Source organism: Nocardia africana NBRC 100379 (assembly GCF_001612635.1).
Lineage (GTDB): Bacteria > Actinomycetota > Actinomycetes > Mycobacteriales > Mycobacteriaceae > Nocardia > Nocardia africana.
In genome coordinates, this window is record NZ_BDAV01000010.1 from 485,724 (window position 1) to 500,371 (window position 14,648).

General features: G+C 66.8%; 15 protein-coding genes. 5 read left to right on the plus strand and 10 right to left on the minus strand.

Features of this window, described 5'->3' with window-relative positions; genetic code table 11:
* The first annotated feature begins 6 nt into the window (after window positions 1-6).
* Together NA3_RS18845 and NA3_RS18850 are read left to right on the plus strand one after the other, a co-directional pair.
* Window positions 7-387, plus strand: a complete 381-nt coding sequence (locus NA3_RS18845) for a cupin domain-containing protein (protein ID WP_062965002.1) — start codon at window positions 7-9, stop codon at window positions 385-387.
* An 81-nt stretch (window positions 388-468) separates the two neighbouring features.
* Window positions 469-2,655: a hypothetical protein gene (locus NA3_RS18850; RefSeq protein WP_062964913.1), complete on the plus strand. Its 2,187-nt coding sequence runs from the start codon at window positions 469-471 to the stop codon at window positions 2,653-2,655.
* Between the two features lie 93 nt (window positions 2,656-2,748).
* Here NA3_RS18850 and tuf read toward each other — a convergent pair whose 3' ends face one another.
* The 8 genes from tuf to hppD form a co-directional block, all read right to left on the minus strand.
* Window positions 2,749-3,939 (minus strand): elongation factor Tu, encoded by a 1,191-nt coding sequence (gene tuf, locus NA3_RS18855; protein ID WP_062964914.1) that lies wholly within the window; start codon window positions 3,937-3,939, stop codon window positions 2,749-2,751.
* 116 nt (window positions 3,940-4,055) lie between these two features.
* Entirely contained in the window at window positions 4,056-6,158 is a 2,103-nt protein-coding gene (fusA, locus tag NA3_RS18860; protein ID WP_062964915.1) for an elongation factor G, read from the minus strand.
* Between the two features lie 207 nt (window positions 6,159-6,365).
* The gene (gene rpsG, locus NA3_RS18865) at window positions 6,366-6,836 is read right to left on the minus strand and encodes a 30S ribosomal protein S7 (protein WP_030517120.1); all 471 of its coding nucleotides are present in this window, start codon (window positions 6,834-6,836) and stop codon (window positions 6,366-6,368) included.
* A gap of 1 nt (window position 6,837) precedes the next feature.
* Entirely contained in the window at window positions 6,838-7,212 is a 375-nt protein-coding gene (rpsL, locus tag NA3_RS18870) for a 30S ribosomal protein S12 (RefSeq protein WP_014353064.1), read from the minus strand.
* Window positions 7,213-7,599: 387 nt separating this feature from the next.
* A complete protein-coding gene (locus NA3_RS18875; protein WP_062965003.1) occupies window positions 7,600-8,160 on the minus strand; it encodes a DUF3558 domain-containing protein in 561 nt (186 codons plus the stop codon).
* A 23-nt stretch (window positions 8,161-8,183) separates the two neighbouring features.
* The gene (locus tag NA3_RS18880) at window positions 8,184-8,714 is read right to left on the minus strand and encodes a DUF3558 domain-containing protein (RefSeq protein ID WP_062964916.1); all 531 of its coding nucleotides are present in this window, start codon (window positions 8,712-8,714) and stop codon (window positions 8,184-8,186) included.
* 54 nt (window positions 8,715-8,768) lie between these two features.
* On the minus strand, window positions 8,769-8,918 hold the full coding sequence (locus tag NA3_RS38210) for a response regulator transcription factor (protein WP_218021847.1): 150 nt from the start codon (window positions 8,916-8,918) through the stop codon (window positions 8,769-8,771).
* The gene (hppD, locus tag NA3_RS18885) at window positions 8,915-10,108 is read right to left on the minus strand and encodes a 4-hydroxyphenylpyruvate dioxygenase (protein ID WP_062964917.1); all 1,194 of its coding nucleotides are present in this window, start codon (window positions 10,106-10,108) and stop codon (window positions 8,915-8,917) included. The genes NA3_RS38210 and hppD overlap by 4 nt, the downstream gene beginning before the upstream one ends.
* Before the next feature lie 164 nt (window positions 10,109-10,272).
* On the opposite strand from hppD, the gene NA3_RS18890 reads away from it, so the two are divergent.
* Window positions 10,273-10,794: an Lrp/AsnC family transcriptional regulator gene (locus tag NA3_RS18890; protein WP_062964918.1), complete on the plus strand. Its 522-nt coding sequence runs from the start codon at window positions 10,273-10,275 to the stop codon at window positions 10,792-10,794.
* 21 nt (window positions 10,795-10,815) lie between these two features.
* Here the strand turns inward: NA3_RS18890 and NA3_RS18895 are convergent, their stop codons facing one another.
* Both NA3_RS18895 and NA3_RS18900 read right to left on the minus strand, forming a co-directional pair.
* Window positions 10,816-11,934 (minus strand): winged helix DNA-binding domain-containing protein, encoded by a 1,119-nt coding sequence (locus NA3_RS18895; protein ID WP_062964919.1) that lies wholly within the window; start codon window positions 11,932-11,934, stop codon window positions 10,816-10,818.
* Between the two features lie 58 nt (window positions 11,935-11,992).
* On the minus strand, window positions 11,993-12,967 hold the full coding sequence (locus NA3_RS18900) for an NADPH:quinone oxidoreductase family protein (protein ID WP_062964920.1): 975 nt from the start codon (window positions 12,965-12,967) through the stop codon (window positions 11,993-11,995).
* A gap of 123 nt (window positions 12,968-13,090) precedes the next feature.
* Between NA3_RS18900 and NA3_RS18905 the strand changes: the two genes are divergently transcribed.
* On the plus strand, window positions 13,091-13,411 hold the full coding sequence (locus NA3_RS18905) for a WXG100 family type VII secretion target (RefSeq protein WP_051025181.1): 321 nt from the start codon (window positions 13,091-13,093) through the stop codon (window positions 13,409-13,411).
* The gene (locus NA3_RS18910; RefSeq protein WP_084491666.1) at window positions 13,408-14,613 is read left to right on the plus strand and encodes a lytic transglycosylase domain-containing protein; all 1,206 of its coding nucleotides are present in this window, start codon (window positions 13,408-13,410) and stop codon (window positions 14,611-14,613) included. The genes NA3_RS18905 and NA3_RS18910 overlap by 4 nt, the downstream gene beginning before the upstream one ends.
* The last annotated feature ends 35 nt before the right edge of the window (window positions 14,614-14,648 follow it).

Below are 14,648 nucleotides of genomic sequence, written 5' to 3' on the forward strand. Positions count from 1 at the left end.
AAAACCATGCAACTCGCACCTGTCGACCTGTTCGCACGCGGCATCCGGATGCTGCCGGACGGCCGGGTTTTCGATGAACAACGCCGCATGTCCGGAGATATGGCGGGGTGGACGCTGGCGACCTTCCGGGTGGCCACCGACGCCGACGTCCACGGTGACCACTGGGAAATGCATCCGAGCGGAGAGGAGTTGGTGGCGGTGCTCTCGGGCGGAATCCGGATGTATCTGCGCGAGGCCGGCGACGGGGCGGACCCCGTATCACTGCGCGCCGGACAGGCGTTCATCGTGCCGCGGGGACGATGGCATCGAATCGAGGTGGACGAGCCGAGCGAACTGATGTCACTCACACTGCGACGCGGCACCGAACTCGAGAAACGGACGGATTGATCTGCGGCGCAACGGCGGCGGGAGCCGTCGCGCACCCCCGCGAACTCGCACCCCGAAAGGGGAGCGATAAGAATGGAGTGTATGACGGATCCCGCCAATGCCCGTTTCGGAGAACCCCATCCTGCACGAGAGGGGCACCGACTGACCCGCTCCGAGGAGGAGCCGGCTCAGCAGACGGGTAGCGGCGGTCCCGCGCACGGCGGTGCCGAGAAGTTCGGGCTGCGCTGGGACAGCGCCGAATTCGGTGACTCCGGATCGGGGGAGAGCGTCTTCGGCACGCCCCCGGTCGCCTCGCCCACCGATGTCCCGTCCTATTCACCCGACTACCTCACCGGCACCGCGGTTCCGGCCCCTCCTGCCGCACCGCCACTGCCGGTCCGCGACACCTCGGCCCGCACCAGCATCCCGCCGCTCGCCACCCGAGAACCAGCGCAGCGCAGCATGTTCGCGTCCCCGTTCGATGCGGATTACGAGCAGGGTGCGGGGCAGCCGCAGCCGCATCCCACGTCGGCCGACGACGAGTCCGCTCCCACCTCCAGCTTCGCGGTCAGCGCGGCGGAGACGCCTCCCGTCGATCCGAGATCGGGGGTCCTGGGAGCGCCCACGGCTCCCGCCGAGACCGAGACGCCGGAAAAGGCGGGCTGGGCAACCGAACTCGACGCCGAATCCCAGGATCCGGAGGACACCGTCCGCCGCATCGCGGAGAGCCTGGGCATCGACCCCGGGCGGCAGAGCCGCTCCCGTGCCGTCGAGACCGAGCCCGCCGAACCCCGGCCAGCCGAGGCGTCTCCTGCCGAGCCGGCGGAGCCGCCTCGGGCCGATTCCGCCGAATCGGATGCCTCGTCCGCCGCATCCGTCCCGGCCCCGCCGAAACTTCCGATGCGGCTGCCCACCCCCGCCCACGGCATCGCCCGGACCGAACCGGCCGGTACCGGAACGGAATCCGCGGCGGCGGCGAGCACGGAGACCCGCCCGGAGCCCACCCGCCGCCCCATCCCCCGGGCGGCCCGGCGGGCACGCGACAAGGAGCAGCCCGCAGCGAGTACCGCCACGTCCCGGCTGTCCGCTGACATCACCGCAACCCCGGCAGCAGAAGCCCCGAGCGAGGGGCAGCACGGCACCGCGGGCACCGAGCCGGCCGCCGCCACCACCACGGCGTCGGCCAACGACGCCGAGACCCATCGGATTACGGCGGGCACCGACGAATCGGCGACCGGACGCGCGGCAACAACCGATGCCGATCCCGCGCCGTCTGCGGCGACACCGCCGACCAGGCAGTCGGGCGACCACGCCCGTCGATCCACCACGGCTACCGCACCATCGGCCGACGGCGACCACAGCACCCGCGCCGCCTCGGTCACCGACAATGCGCGGATCGCCGCCGAACATACTGTCGCCGAAGCGAATACGACGGACACCACGACCGAGGAGGGCGAAACGTCGTCCCCCGCGGCACGGCTTGCGCATCGGCATTCGAACGAACCGGCCTCTTCCGACCACGCGGAAACAACCGGCCCGGCTCACTCCGGCGCGGCAGACGGTACGGACCGAGCCGACTCCGCAGACTCGCAATCCTGGCAGAACACCGACACGCTTCCTGCCATCCGCAGCCGTGCGGAGAGCGCCGACGCCACTTCCCGGCCGTTCCCCACCCGCAACGGGGTGACGGTAGGGCTGCGTTCCGCCCCGACGAGCACCCTCGTCGAACAGTCCGATACCGACGTCCTTCGACGACGTGCAGCGGAAGCCCCTGCGGCGGAATACGTTCCGACCAGCCGGCACCGGTCGCCCATCGACGACACCAGAGTCGACGACCACGCGGCGACGGAATCGGCGGAAACGTTCGGCCTATCGCACGATTCGGTATTCGACACCGCACCCGACGAATCGCCGGCGGGGGCCGTAGGTACCGGTGGCCGCCGAAATCGCCGCGCCACAAGCGATCACCACTTCGGCGACACCCCGACCGACATCGCGTCCCGCACCGGCTTGCCCTCGACCTCGCGGCGCGCGGCCCGCCGTCGCGCCGAAACCACCGGCGAACCCCCCGCCATCGACGTCGGCCTGGTGATGCAGCTACTGCTGGCCAGCCACACCCTGGAAAATGTGGCCCGCAATGCCGAAGCCGGCGACGTCGACCTCAACGGCCTCATCACCGCCGCCCACCGAACCCGCACGGCCGCAGTCGAACTCGTCACCACCTGGTTCGGCGGCGCCGACCAGATGCGCGAATTCGCCGAAGCCCTCCTGGCCGCCACCGAGAACTGAGAAGTCGGAGGCACCAACGCGAAAAGGGCCGCTCCCCAAGGGGAACGGCCCTTTTCATGCTGTCACATGTCGTGACGGCGTTGTCTCACAAAGTCACTTGATGACCTTGGTGACGCGGCCGGCGCCGACGGTGCGGCCACCCTCGCGGATCGCGAAGCGCAGGCCCTCTTCCATGGCGACCGGCTGGATCAGCTTGACGCTCATCTCGGTGTTGTCGCCCGGCATGACCATCTCGGTGCCCTCGGGGAGGGTCACGACGCCGGTCACGTCGGTGGTGCGGAAGTAGAACTGCGGGCGGTAGTTGTTGAAGAACGGGGTGTGGCGGCCACCCTCGTCCTTCGACAGGATGTACGCCTGGCCCTCGAACTCCGTGTGCGGAGTGGTGGTGCCCGGCTTGATGACGACCTGACCACGCTCGACGTCGTCACGCTTCAGACCACGAACCAGCAGACCGACGTTGTCGCCCGCCTGGCCCTGGTCCAGCAGCTTGCGGAACATCTCGATGCCGGTGATGGTGGTCTTCTGGGTCTTCTCGCGGATACCCACGATCTCGACCTCTTCGTTGACGTTGATCACGCCACGCTCGACACGACCGGTGACCACGGTGCCACGACCGGTGATGGTGAAAACATCCTCGATCGGCATCAGGAACGGCTTGTCGGTCTCACGAACCGGGTCCGGGATGGACTCGTCGACAGCGTTCATCAGCTCGACGACCGACTCGACCCACTTCTCGTCACCCTCGAGGGCCTTCAGGCCGGAGACGCGGACGACGGGGGCGTCCTCGTCGAACTCCTGGGCGGCCAGCAGCTCGCGGACCTCCATCTCGACGAGCTCGAGGATTTCCTCGTCGTCGACCATGTCCGACTTGTTCAGCGCGACCAGGATGTAGGGCACGCCGACCTGACGGGCGAGCAGCACGTGCTCACGGGTCTGCGGCATCGGGCCGTCGGTGGCGGCCACGACCAGGATGGCGCCGTCCATCTGGGCCGCACCGGTGATCATGTTCTTGATGTAGTCGGCGTGGCCGGGGGCGTCGACGTGCGCGTAGTGACGCTTCTCGGTCTGGTACTCGACGTGGGAGATGTTGATCGTGATACCACGAGCCTTCTCCTCCGGAGCCTTGTCGATCTGGTCGAACGCAAAGCTCTGGTTCAGGTCCGGGTACTTGTCAGCCAGCACCTTGGTGATCGCCGCGGTCAGCGTGGTCTTGCCGTGGTCGACGTGACCGATGGTGCCGATGTTGACGTGGGGCTTCGTCCGCTCGAACTTCGCCTTCGCCACTGTTGTCCTCCTGGACTAGTTAGTGCGTGCTTTTGTGCAGCAGTGCGGTTTGTACTTACAGGGGGTCGTGCGCGACCGATACGGGGCGGATTCTCGCAAACCCGCCCCGACTGCGATTACTCGCCGGTCGCCTTGGCGATGATCTCCTTCGCCACGTTGGCCGGAACCTCCGCGTACGAATCGAACACCATGGAGTAGTTCGCCCGGCCCTGGGTCTTCGACCGCAGGTCACCGATGTAGCCGAACATCTCCGAGAGCGGAACCAGCGCCTTGACGACACGGGCACCACTGCGTTCCTCCATGGCCTGGATCTGGCCACGGCGGGAGTTCAGGTCGCCGATCACATCGCCCATGTAGTCCTCGGGCGTGATGACCTCGACGGCCATGAGCGGCTCGAGGATCACCGGACCGGCCTTACGGGCCGCTTCCTTCAGGGCCATCGCACCCGCGATCTTGAACGCCATTTCCGAGGAGTCGACCTCGTGGTAGGCGCCGTCGAGCAGGGTGGCCTTCAGGTTGACCAGCGGGTAACCGGCGAGGACACCGTACTGCATGGCGTCCTGGATGCCGGCGTCCACCGACGGGATGTACTCGCGCGGAACGCGGCCACCGGTGACCTTGTTCTCGAACTCGTAGGTCGCGCCGTCCTCGCCGGTGAAGGGCTCCAGGCCGATGATGACGCGGGCGAACTGGCCCGAACCACCGGTCTGCTTCTTGTGCGTGTACTCGAGCTTCTCGACCGGCTTGGTGATCGTCTCGCGGTACGCGACCTGCGGCTTACCGACGTTCGCCTCGACCTTGAACTCGCGCTTCATCCGGTCGACGAGGATGTCGAGGTGAAGCTCGCCCATACCGCCGATGACGGTCTGGCCGGTTTCGGCATCCAGCTTCACGGAGAAGGTCGGGTCCTCTTCGGCCAGCTTCTGGATCGCGGTGCCCAGCTTCTCCTGGTCGGACTTGGTCTTGGGCTCGATCGAGACCTCGATGACCGGGTCCGGGAAGGTCATGGACTCCAGCACGATCTGGTTCTGCGGATCGCACAGGGTGTCACCCGTGGTGGTGTCCTTCAGGCCGATGACCGCGTAGATGTGGCCGGCGGAAACCTGCGGGACCGGGTTCTCCTTGTTGGAGTGCATCTGGAACAGCTTGCCCAGACGCTCCTTCTTGCCCTTGGTCGCGTTGATGACCTGGGCGCCGGAGTCGACCTTGCCCGAGTAGACGCGGACGTAGGTCAGCTTGCCGAAGAACGGGTGCACGGCGATCTTGAACGCCAGCGCGGCGAACGGCTCGTCGGCGCTCGGCTTACGAGTGATGATCTCGTCTTCCTTGCCGGGCACGTGACCCTGCACGTTCTCGACGTCCAGCGGCGAGGGCAGGTAGTCCACGACGGCGTCGAGCATGGGCTGCACGCCCTTGTTCTTGAACGCCGAACCACACAGCACGGGGTACAGCTCCGAGGCGACGGTCAGCTTCCGGATGGCGCCCTTGATCTCGTCGATCGTGAGCTCCTCGCCGCCGAAGAACTTCTCCAGCAGCGCCTCGTCCGACTCGGCGACGGTCTCGAGCAGCTCCTGGCGGTACTGCTCTGCCTTCTCCTTCAGGTCGGCCGGGATCTCGGTGACCTCGTACTTCTCACCGAGCTTGGTCTCGCCGGTCCACACCTTGGCGTTCATCTCGACCAGGTCGACGATGCCCTCGAAGGTGTCCTCCGCGCCGATCGGCAGCTGGATGACCAGCGGCTTCGCACCGAGACGGTCCTTGATGGTCTGGACGGTGAAGTAGAAGTCCGCGCCCAGCTTGTCCATCTTGTTGACGAAGCAGATACGCGGCACGTCGTACTTGTCGGCCTGACGCCACACCTGCTCGGACTGCGGCTCGACGCCCTCTTTACCGTCGAACACCGCGACGGCGCCGTCGAGCACACGCAGCGAACGCTCCACCTCGACGGTGAAGTCGACGTGGCCGGGGGTGTCGATGATGTTGATCTGGTTCTGGTTCCAGAAGCACGTCACCGCCGCCGAGGTGATGGTGATGCCGCGTTCCTGTTCCTGCTCCATCCAGTCGGTGGTCGACGCACCGTCGTGGGTCTCACCGATCTTGTAGTTCACACCGGTGTAGAACAGGATTCGTTCGGTAGTGGTCGTCTTGCCGGCATCGATGTGCGCCATGATGCCGATATTGCGGACCTTGTTGAGGTCGGTGAGCACGTCCTGTGCCACGGAAATCTTCCCCGCTCTGCTCTGTTAGCGATCAGCTAGTCGGTATTTTCGGGAACGGCCCGGGCGGTTCCGCCGCGATGCGGGCCCCTGGCCTTCACTATGTCAACGTCGGGTGCGGCTGATAAGTGCCCTGCTGAGAGCACGTGCCGCACCCGACTGTGACTCGCCTCCCGGCGCCGTTCCTTCACCGGCGGACCGGGTGACCAATCACCAGCGGTAGTGCGCGAACGCCCGGTTGGACTCGGCCATCTTGTGGGTGTCCTCGCGACGCTTCACCGAAGCGCCCAGACCGTTGCTCGCATCCAGCAGCTCGTTGGCCAGACGCTCGATCATGGTCTTCTCACGACGCGCGCGCGAGTAGTTGACCAGCCAGCGCAGCGCCAGGGTGTTGGCGCGACCCGGACGAACCTCGACCGGGACCTGGTAGGTGGCGCCACCGACACGACGCGGCTTCACCTCGAGGGCGGGCTTCACGTTGTCGAGCGCACGCTTGAGGGTCACGACCGGATCGGTACCGGTCTTCTCGCGCGCCTGCTCGAGGGCACCGTAGACGATGCGCTCGGCGGTCGACTTCTTGCCGTCCAGCAGGATCTTGTTGACCAGCTGAGTGACCAGCGGCGATCCGTAGACCGGATCGTTGATCAGCGGACGCTTGGGTGCGGGGCCCTTGCGTGGCATATCAGCTCTTCTCCTTCTTGGCGCCGTAGCGGCTGCGGGCCTGCTTGCGGTTCTTCACACCCTGGGTGTCGAGCGAGCCGCGGATGATCTTGTAGCGCACACCGGGGAGGTCCTTCACACGACCACCGCGAACGAGCACCATCGAGTGCTCCTGCAGGTTGTGACCCTCGCCCGGGATGTAAGCCGTGACCTCGACCGCGCTGGTCAGGCGAACACGCGCGACCTTACGCAGCGCGGAGTTCGGCTTCTTCGGGGTCGTGGTGTACACGCGGGTGCACACGCCACGACGCTGCGGGCTCCCCTTCAGGGCCGCAGTCTTGGTCTTGGCGACCTTGTCGCGACGACCCTTGCGGACCAGCTGGTTGATGGTTGGCATATACCGGCTTTCCTTATTCAGTAACCAGGTGTCTGGAACTCTTCGATGTCTGTTTGTCGGCGGCGCTCCTCCGATTCCCCGGAGTTCACGCCGCCGTCATAGAGCTGTCACCACTTGCCCGAGTCGCGTTTCCACGCGCCCCGAGGTCGGGCGTGTCGCGCGCAGTACATGCCTACGTTTCCGGGCACGCTGAAACGGTCGGCCGCTCTCGCTGGCTTACGTTCTACGCACAAACCTGCCCGCACGCTTCCGGGCACAGCGATCCACGATACCCGTCGGCGCGGCGGGGAGCAAAAGTGGGGTCCGCAGGCCCCGGCCCACCACCGACTATGCGATTTCACTATCTCTCGAGGTCCGCCGACCGGCGCATCCGGGGTGGCGCTCGCCTCAGCGAGCCAGATTCAGAGTCAACTCGGCCAGTTTCTTGGCCCCGGCGCACGGATCCGGATGCCCACCCGGCCGGTAGTTCACCCACCAGCCGATGATCCCGGTGTCCGCGGCCGGCGCCATCACGCCGCACGAATCCGGATCGCCCGGCCGCTGGACCTGCAGCGAGCGCCGGCCCTGCACATTCACATCCGTGGTGGTGTAGCCGAGCCGATCGTTGTTGGCCTTCTCGGTCGGCAGCGACCCCATCTCGTACCAGTTCAGCGTGGCCATACCGTTGCCGCCGGACGTCCCCGACAGATCCCACATGCACACCGCGCCGTTGAACGACCCCTGCGCGTCCTGAGCGCCGGTCGCCTTGGCGATGTCCTCCTGCTTGACGACCTCGCATTCGCGCAGCAACTTGTCGAAGTTCATGTTCACTCCGCCGCCGCTACCCGCCGGCAACGCGGTCCCCGAGACCGTGCGGCCGCAGCCGCCGACCGTCACCCCGACCGCGAGTGCGAGGACGGCGATCCCGCCCGCCCGCACACCGCGCCGGACGCGGCCCCGATCACGCATGCCGTTGCTCATTTCAGCCGCCCTCACTTCAGACGCTGTACGGTCAGTTCGGCCAGTTTGCGGTTCTTGTCGCACGGAGTCGCCGAGGGCGGCCCGAACGCGCCCGCCGAGGTCGACCATTCGAAGAAGTCGTCGCCCAGCTGCACCGCGAAGTCACAGATGGTGCCGTCCGGGCTCGCGTCCTGGAAGCCCTGATGCCCGCCGACCTCGATCGTCTCCGGATTGCGGCCCTGCGCGGTCACCCAGGCCTTCTCCCGCCCGAGCGGACTGCCGCGATACGACGCGAACGTCACGCTCGGCCCGCCGATTCCACCGGCCTGCCAATTGCAGCCGACCGAATTCTTGAACACCTGCGAGATCTGGCCGAGCCCGCCCAGATTCCGGACCTCGTCGTCGGTGACATGCCCGCACTCCCCCACGAACGGGCCCAGCGCCGCGACCTTGGCGGGCGGGCGAACCGACGGAGAATCGCTGCCCGAACCATCCCCCGACCCACAGCCCGCCAGCAGCGCCGCGAGAGCCGTCCCGGTGACAATCGCCGCCGTCAATCGCATGAAAGGCACTCTATGTTATCGGCGGCGCGGGTGCTGTCCGCTGCGCCGACCCCACTACTCGGCAGTCGGGTCGGCCAGGCCGTGGCGGTAGCCGTAGCGGACCGCGTCGGCGCGGTTGCGGGCGCCGATCTCGGCGAAGGCGTTGGTGATGTGCGTTTTCACCGTGGCCGGCGAGACGAACAGATGGGCGGCTAAGCCGGTCACAGATTTCCGCGCGCGTGCTGTTCCCTCTCGATCGCCTGGAACAGGGCCTTGAAGTTGCCTTTCCCGAAGCCCAGCGAGCCGTGCCGCTCGATCAATTCGAAGAACACGGTGGGGCGGTCGGTGAGGGGTTTGCAGAAGATCTGCAGCAGATAGCCGTCCTCGTCGCGGTCGACCAGGATGCCGCGCGATCGCAAGTGCCGCACCGGAACGCGGACGTGGCCGATGCGGGCGCGCAATTCGGGATCGTCGTAATAGGTGTCCGGGGTGTCGAGGAATTCGATGCCCTCTCGGCGCAGGGCGTCGACGGCGCTCAGGATGTCGCCGGTGGCCAGCGCGATGTGCTGGACGCCGGGGCCGCCGTAGAACTCCAGATATTCGTCGATCTGTGAGCGTTTGCGCCCGGCCGCCGGTTCGTTCAGCGGGAATTTCACCCGGTGGTTGCCGTTGGCCACGACCTTGCTCATCAGCGCCGAGTATTCGGTGGCGATATCGTCGCCGACGAATTCGGCCATATCGGTGAAGCCCATGACGCGCCGATAGAACTCCACCCACTCGTCCATCCGCCCGAGCTCCACATTGCCCACGACATGGTCCACGGCCTGGAACAGTCGATGCGGCACTCGCGGCTGGTAATTCGAACGGCGCGCGACATAGCCCGGCAGATACGGACCGTGATAGCGCGACCGGTCGACGAGGGTGTGGCGGGTGTCGCCGTAGGTGGCCAGGGCGGCCGTGCGGACCGTGCCGAATTCGTCGGATTCGTCGTGCGGTGCGGCCAGGATTCGCGCGCCGTGGCGCCGGGCGTGGGCGATGCAGCGGTCCACATCGGGCACCTCGAGCGCGATGTCGACGATGCCGTCGCCGTGCCGCTCGTGGTGGGCGACCAGCGAACTGGCCGGATCCACCGCCCCGCAGACCACGAATCGCGCACTGCCGCTGCGCAATACGTAGGACTTGTGATCGCGATTGCCGGTCTCCGGACCGGAATATGCCTCCAGCACCATCCCGAAGGCCTGCAGATAGTGCGCGAACTGGGTCGCGTTGCCGACCACCCACACCAGCGCGTCCCATCCGAGAACGGGAAACGGATCGGCACCGGGATCGTGGTCGACCAGACCGACCAGACGGCGCAGCTCCGCATCACTCGCCACCGCGGGCCGGGTCTCGCGGGAGATGTCCTCGATCGTCATGCCTTCAGATAATCTCCGAGACCTGGTTCTGGGCAATATCGCGAATTTCGGATAGACACCCTGGCGCAATTGGTCACCAAATGCTGCCGGGTGCTGGACAATTTGAATAGCTGCACCCGGCCTAGCCCGATGGCGCGGCGCCGGACCGGATACAGGAGACGACGATGACGCGCACCCCCGCCAAACTGGACGAACTGGATCTGGCGATCCTCACCGCGATGCACGAGTACCAGAAGGCGGGCGTCCTCGAGCTGTCGCGACGCACCCGGGTGGCGCGCGCGACCGTGCAGTCGCGCATCGCGCGCATGGAGGAGGCCGGGGTCATCGCCTCCTACGATCCGCGGGTCGACGTCACCGCCGCCGGATTCGACGTGCAGGCCTTCGTGAGTCTGGAGATCGCCCAGGGCGCACTGGACGCGGTGACCGGTGATCTGGAGGCCATCCCCGGCGTGCTCGAGGCCTACGCGACCACCGGTTCCAGCGATGTGCTGTGCCGCATCGGCGCCGATTCGCATTCGGGCCTGCAGGCGGTGCTGCTGAGTATCGACCGCAGTGCCGCGGTGGTGCGATCGCACAGCGTGATCGTGCTGTCCACGGTGGTCGCGCATCGCACGCTACCGCTGCTGCGCACGCTCACTCCGGCGGGGACGAGCAAGGCTCCGGCATACCGGAATTCGACGCCGTGAGCGCGCACCGGCGCCGCGACGCTACTTTCCGGTTGTGAGATTCGCTCCCGGCGAGAGGATGTCGACTTCCGGTCGCAGGCTCGGTTCCAGAAAGCCCAGCAGATTCCGGGCCTCCGCTTCGACCTCGGCCGCTTCCCGCGCCGACCATTCCCGGCTCGGGGCGATGCGCAACCGCGCCGCCGACTTGTCGGCGAAGACTTTGTAGATGCCGGCCAGAAATCCGTCGATGAGCACAGGACACACCTGAGCGGCCATATGCTGCAGCGGCAGCGGGGCATTCCCCGGAATGATCCGGCTGCGATCCCGGTGCGACAGCAGCACATTGTCGTACCAGCCCAGCAGCCGGACGGGTGCGGGCAGATCGGGATCGGCGAGTTCGGCGTCGGCGGCGTCGTAGAGAACGCGGCCGCGCTCGTCGGTGTAGGTGCGCACGCGGTCGCCCAGCCCGTCCAGTATTTCCTTGATACCGAGCAGCCGCGACCAGGTCTGCACATCCGTCGTTGTCGCCGGGCCGAAGGCGCGCAGATAGCGAATGACCAACTCCTGCACCGGATATGCGTCATCGAGCGGCGCGCCCAGCCAGGATTCGATGCGCGACCACACCGGTCGGCTGTTGTTCCGCCACAAGCCGCGCGGCGGGGTCTGCAGCACCGGGAGCTGGTAGAGCCAGGTCTGGGTGACGGCCGTGGTGTCGCGATCGGGATAGTTCTCGACGGCACGGGCCCGCAGGTCCGCCGACGACATCGGCTGCGCCCCCATCACCTTCTCGCCCCGGGCGCGTACCTCTTCCGGATCCAGCCCGACCATCGCGCCGTAGAAGAAGCCCTTGCGGAACGGGATCTTCTCCAGTTCCGGCTGAATGTGCGGCGCGATGCGCACCGCATCCGCCGCCGTCACCAGGTGAATAGTGGCGCGCATCAAGGTGATTCGCACCAGCGAACGGTTCTCGAGTCCGGCCGAGACCGCCGCCGGGTCGAAATCACTGATCCGGCTCCACAATCCGACGTACGGCGGCGTCACATCCTGAGCCTGGAGCCCGACCAGATGTTCACACAGCTGCGGGACCGGCACCGACGACCGCCGCAGCAGGTGCTGCCGGGCCAGCAGGGTGCGATTCAGAATCCGGTCGGACAGTTTCATGATGCGCTCACCCTACGGCCCGGCACCGACATCCAGCGCGTGCCGGACGAGGCCCCGCTCAGCGGACGGTGACGACGACTTTGCCCTTCGCCGAACGGTTGTCGAGCGCGGCCACCGCGGCCGCCGTCTCCGTCAGCGGGTACAGCACGGGCTGCGGCGCCGCGATCCTGCCCGATTCCAGCAGCGGCGCCACCTCGTCCCACTGCTCCTGCAGATAGCCCGGATGGGTCATCACCCATTCGCCCCAGGCGGCGCCGACCACCTCGACGTTCTTGAGCAGCAGGCGATTCACCTTCACGGTGGGGATTTCGCCGGCGGTGAAGCCGACCACGAGCAACCGCCCGGCCGGAGCCAGCGCGCGAATACTGTCGGTGAACCGGTCGCCGCCGACCGGATCCAGCACGATGTCGACGCCACGCCCGCCGGTCAATTCCTTCACCGCGGCCAGCCAGCCGTCGGTGAGCACCACATCGGATGCGCCGTTGGCCCGCGCGACCTCGGCCTTCTCCTCGGTACTCACCACGGCGATCACCCGGCTCGCGCCCAGCGCCTTCGCCATGCGCAGAGTGGAGGTGCCGATGCCACCGGCCGCACCGTGCACGAGCACGGTCTCGCCCTCGGCCAGCCGGCCCCGGTTGCGCAGGCAGAAATGCACGGTCAGATCGTTGAAGAGAATTCCCGCACCCGCTTCGAGGGGAATGTTGTCCGGCAGCCGGAACACCATCTCCTTGGCGGTCACCGCCGTTTCGGCGACGGCATTGCCCAGCATGGTCAGCGCCACCACCCGGTCGCCCGGCCGGACCCGCGCGTCCTCGGGCGCCGAGCGCACGATCCCGGCCACCTCGCCGCCGACCACGAACGGCAGTTCGGGTTTCATCTGGTAGAGCCCCCGGGTCATCAGCACATCCGGGAACGCCACCCCCGCGGCATGGACGTCGATCACCACTCCACCGGGGAATTCCGCCGGTTCGGGGATGTCCACGACCTCGATGGATTCGGGCCCCTCGAGCTTGCTCACCTGGGCTGCGCGCATGAAACGACCTCTCTGTCCGCGGCTGCTTTCCAACAAGTTAACCGGTCTTCGCACCCCCCTGTCCACAGGTCCCCGATTTGCTACGCTTGGGCCCGCTGAACTGAGCGAAGAGGGGGATTTCTCATGGCCGGTCCCAACGATCCACCCGCGAACGCGATGAAGATCGATCCCGCGGCCCTGCAAAGTTTCGCGAAGACCCTGCGCGACGAGTCCGACGCCATCGGCAAACTCGACTCCGGACTGGCCGGCGCCGCCGGTGCGCTCCCGGGCACCGGCTGGGACGCTGCCTGCAACGGCGCCAAGGATTCGGTCGAGAACGCGTTGAAGCGAATCGGTTCGCGCGTAACGCATATCGCCGACACCGTCGAGCAGGCCGGCAAGGTCATCATCGATACCGACCAGCAGTTGCGCGACGATTTGAACAAGATCGGCATCCGCGCATGACCGGTCCTGGTGTGGCGCTGACGATTCCGGATGTCGAACAGTGGGATCCGGACAAACTGGGAACCGCGGCCACTGCGGTCGGCAAACTGTCGGGCGATCTGGATCAAGCTGTACTCGGCGCCGTGAACAGCACCCAGAGTCTCGGGCACGACCAGAAGTGGGGCGGCGGGGCAGCCCAAGCTGCCGAGGGGCGAATGCAGTTGGAGAAGGGGCGAGCCTCTGCCGTCAGTCAAGCGATTCTCGGGTTGCAGACAGCACTGAACCAACAGGTGGAGAATCTGAAGCACGCCAAGGATGCTGTTCTCCAGATGCGTAACCAGGCGACGTACGTCCCCGCGCCGAGTCTCGCGCCACCATTCGAGGTGAATCCGGATGGCACGGTCAACCCGCAGAAACGCCTGGATTGGCTGAGCGAGCATCGCGACAAACTCAACGACATCGAGTACACCAACCAGACCGCCGAAATCCATACCGAAGCCACCACACACGAGCAAGCGATACTTCGCGCCCTGCAACAAGCAGAATTGGTCGCGGAGGCGGCTGTCGCCGCTGTCAACGGCGCCAAGATTCCGATCGATGCCGCGTTCGCCGGACTCGGCGATCCGGTCACCGGCGCCGGCGCCGCGCCACCGGCGCCACCTGCTCCGACCGCACCGGCTGCGGCCGCACCGCCCGCCACACCGCACGCCACCCCGGTTTCGAGCCATTCGGGCACCCCGGCGTCCTCCAGCCTGATGGGCAACTCCCATCACGGCGGCGGCACCAGTTCCTACAGCGGCGGCAGCTACGGCGGCGGTGGATCCAACGGCCCGACCAGCGGTCCGCCGCCGACCGCACATCCCTCCGGTGATGTGCAACAGTGGATCGCCCAGGCCAAGCAGATCCTCATCGAGATGGGCTATCCCCCGGAGTCGATCGACGAGAACGCCATCGCGCTCATCATCGAGCACGAATCCGGCGGCGACCCCAACGCGATCAACAACTGGGACAGCAATGCGGCGGCCGGTCACCCGTCGAAGGGCCTGATGCAGTGCATCGACAGCACCTTCAACGCCCACGCGGCGCCGGGCCACACCGACATCTGGAACCCGGTCGACAACATCGTGGCCGCCACGCGCTACTCGATCGATCGCTACGGCTCGCTCGACAATGTGCCGGGAGTGTCCGCGGTCTCCGGTGGTGGCGGCTACGTCGGCTACTGACTCACACGTGAAGAATCCATCGGCGCCGAGATCCG